At 47.6% G+C, this 2,783-nt stretch carries 2 protein-coding genes; one reads left to right on the forward strand and one right to left on the reverse strand.

The window, feature by feature from the left end:
- On the reverse strand, positions 1-193 hold a 193-nt coding region (locus VN105_RS15380), incomplete at its 3' end, for a hypothetical protein (RefSeq protein ID WP_325642413.1).
- Between the two features lie 2,123 nt (positions 194-2,316).
- Here VN105_RS15380 and VN105_RS29805 point away from each other — a divergent pair.
- The gene (locus tag VN105_RS29805; RefSeq protein ID WP_414647245.1) at positions 2,317-2,781 is read left to right on the forward strand and encodes a YfhO family protein; all 465 of its coding nucleotides are present in this window, start codon (positions 2,317-2,319) and stop codon (positions 2,779-2,781) included.
- The last annotated feature ends 2 nt before the right edge of the window (positions 2,782-2,783 follow it).

Raw genomic sequence — 2,783 nt, forward strand, 5'->3', positions numbered from 1 at the left:
ACGATAATAACACACCGGTGAGCACACACAAAAGGGCATTCAGCGGAAAGGCAATCCCTACACCCAATACCAGTATATGATTCACAATATTATCAAAAGAATGATCATATGCCGTAATGCGCAGGATTTCACTGATTATGAAGCACAGATTGCATATAAATGCAAATTTTAAGAGGAACCGGATCCAGCGCATATTGAAATTTCGGATAAATTACAGTTATTTTTGTTTCTTTAAAACTAAATCCAAAATATCCGATGAAGCAAAACTGGCTAAAAGCCATTCTTCCACATGTTGCAGCAATAGGGCTCTTCCTCCTGCTGGCATTTGTGTATTGCGCTCCCGTTCTTGAGGGCAAAGTAGTGAACCAGAGCGACATGAAGAATGTAAAAGGAATGGCGAAAGAGGCAAAGGACTTTTATGAAGCAACCGGTGAACGTCCGTTATGGACCAACAGTATGTTTTCCGGTATGCCCTCCTACGTGATATATACGGGTCCGGGCGCCAATAAAATAGCCTATATGAACAGGATTATAACGCTGTATACACCGGATCCTGTAAATATGCTGTTCCTGGCTATGATATCCATGTACCTGCTTCTTTGTATACTGGACTTTAAATACTGGATCCGGGTGATGGGCGCCATTGCCTTTGCATTCTGCTCCTATAATGTGATCCTCATTGATGTAGGCCACGTTACAAAGATGTACGACATTGCCCTGATGCCTGCTGTACTTGCCGGTATAGTACTCACTTACCGGGGCCGCCTTATCACCGGCGCCGCATTAACAGCCCTGGCCACCGCCATGCTGATCTATAACAACCACCTGCAAATTATCTACTACACATTGATCATGGTACTGTGCCTGGCCGTGTGTGCATTTATACATTTTTTCCGGGAGAAGCAACTGGTACAGTTCTTTAAAGCATCCGCCCTCCTGGCCGTGGCCGGCGTGCTGGCAGTACTCACTTCTATGGACAGCCTCATGATCCTGCGTGAGTATACCAATTACACCATGCGTGGGAGCCAATCGGAGCTAACGCTCGACAAAGACGATGTGAACCAAAAGAAATCCACCGGCCTGGATATTGATTACGCGTACGACTGGAGCTATGGCAAAGCGGAATCGGGCACCCTCCTGATTCCCGGTTATGCAGGTAACTCCTCGGGGCAGAAACTGAAGGTAAGCTCCAACTTCGGCCAGCAGATGATCAGTCTTGGCGCCAACGAAGCCCAGGTAGAACAATTCCTTGGCCAGCAAAAACTGCCGCTCTACTACGGCGCGCAGTCGAAAGGCACTTCCGGCCCTGTGTATGTAGGCGCTATTATCTGCTTCCTTTTCGTATTATCGTTACTGTTAGTGAAAAGCTGGCATAAGTGGTGGCTCATTGCCATTACCGTTATCGGCTTTATACTGGCCTGGGGTAAAAACATGTCGTTTATCAACGATCCGCTGTTTTACCACCTGCCCCTGTATAATAAGTTCCGTGCCCCCGCACAGGCGCTGGTATTACCATCGCTCACCTTTGTGGTGCTGGCCTGCTGGGGCCTGCAGGAAATTGCCAATGGTAAGCACACTACACAGGAACTGTTGAAAAAACTGAAAGAGTCTGCCATTATCACCGGTGCATGTATCCTTGGTTTTATTCTCATCAGCTACTTCTTTGTAGGCTTCAAGTCTGCCAGCGACGATAGTATGCTGCAGTATTTCTCCCAGATGATGGGAGGCGAGGAAAATGGCAAGCTCCTTATCCGCGCGCTGGAGAAAGACCGCGCCAGCTTACTGCTTACGGATGGGTTACGCTCTGCCTTCTTCATCCTTGTAGCCGCCGGTGCTATCTGGGCTTTCCTTACCAATAAAATGAAATGGCAGATCTCCGCCATCATTATCACTGCAGCAGTCACTATCGATCTGTGGGCGGTAGATAAAAACTACCTGGGCAGCGAAAGCTTCGTGGACGACCTGAGCTATATGCAGGAACTGCAGCCTTCCGCTGCTGATCAGCAGATCAAACAGGACCCCGACCCATACTACCGTGTGTTCAATCTTACCACGGCGCCGTTTGATGATGCCTCCCCTTCCTATTTCCACAAAAATATCGGCGGTTACAGCCCTGCTAAATTGTGGGTTTATCAGGATCTCATCTCACACCAGATTGCCAAAAACAACATGCATGTGCTGAACATGCTTAACACAAAATATTTTATTGTTCCGGATCAGAAAACCGGGCAGCCAGTTGCACAACGCAACCCGGATGCCTACGGTAACGCATGGTTTGTTCGTGATATCGTATGGGCGCCTGATGCCAATACAGAAATGAAAACACTGGATGCATTAAATACACGCGACTCTGCAGTGATCGATAAACGGTTTGAAAAGCAGTTGGGCAGCTTCAAACCGGGGGCCGACAGTACCGCTTCCATCAAGCTCACCAAATACGGGCTGAATAAACTGGAATACGCTTCCCGCAACAGCCAGGAAGGTTTTGGTGTGTTCTCTGAAATTTACTACCCTGCCGGATGGAATGCGTTTATTGATGGTAAACCAGCAGATATTATCCGTACAGATTATGCCTTACGCGGACTGAAAATACCTGCCGGGGAGCATAAAATAGAAATGAAGTTTGAACCGCAAACATTCCTGAAAGGGCTTAAGATCGCTAACATCACCTCTATACTGCTGCTGCTGCTGGTAGCGGCTTCCCTGGTGTTTGAAGTGCTCAGGCAAAATAAAACAGGTATAGCTGCTGAACCTGCGGCTCCTCAAAAGCCTAAAAAGTAAAT

Origin of the sequence: Chitinophaga sp. (assembly GCF_035564935.1) — a bacterium.
GTDB lineage: Bacteria > Bacteroidota > Bacteroidia > Chitinophagales > Chitinophagaceae > Chitinophaga.

Bases quoted from the DNA above. Each gene is read 5' to 3' on its own strand.
- VN105_RS29805 (WP_414647245.1), top strand. From the start codon at position 2,317: ATGAAAACACTGGATGCATTAAATACACGCGACTCTGCAGTGATCGAT.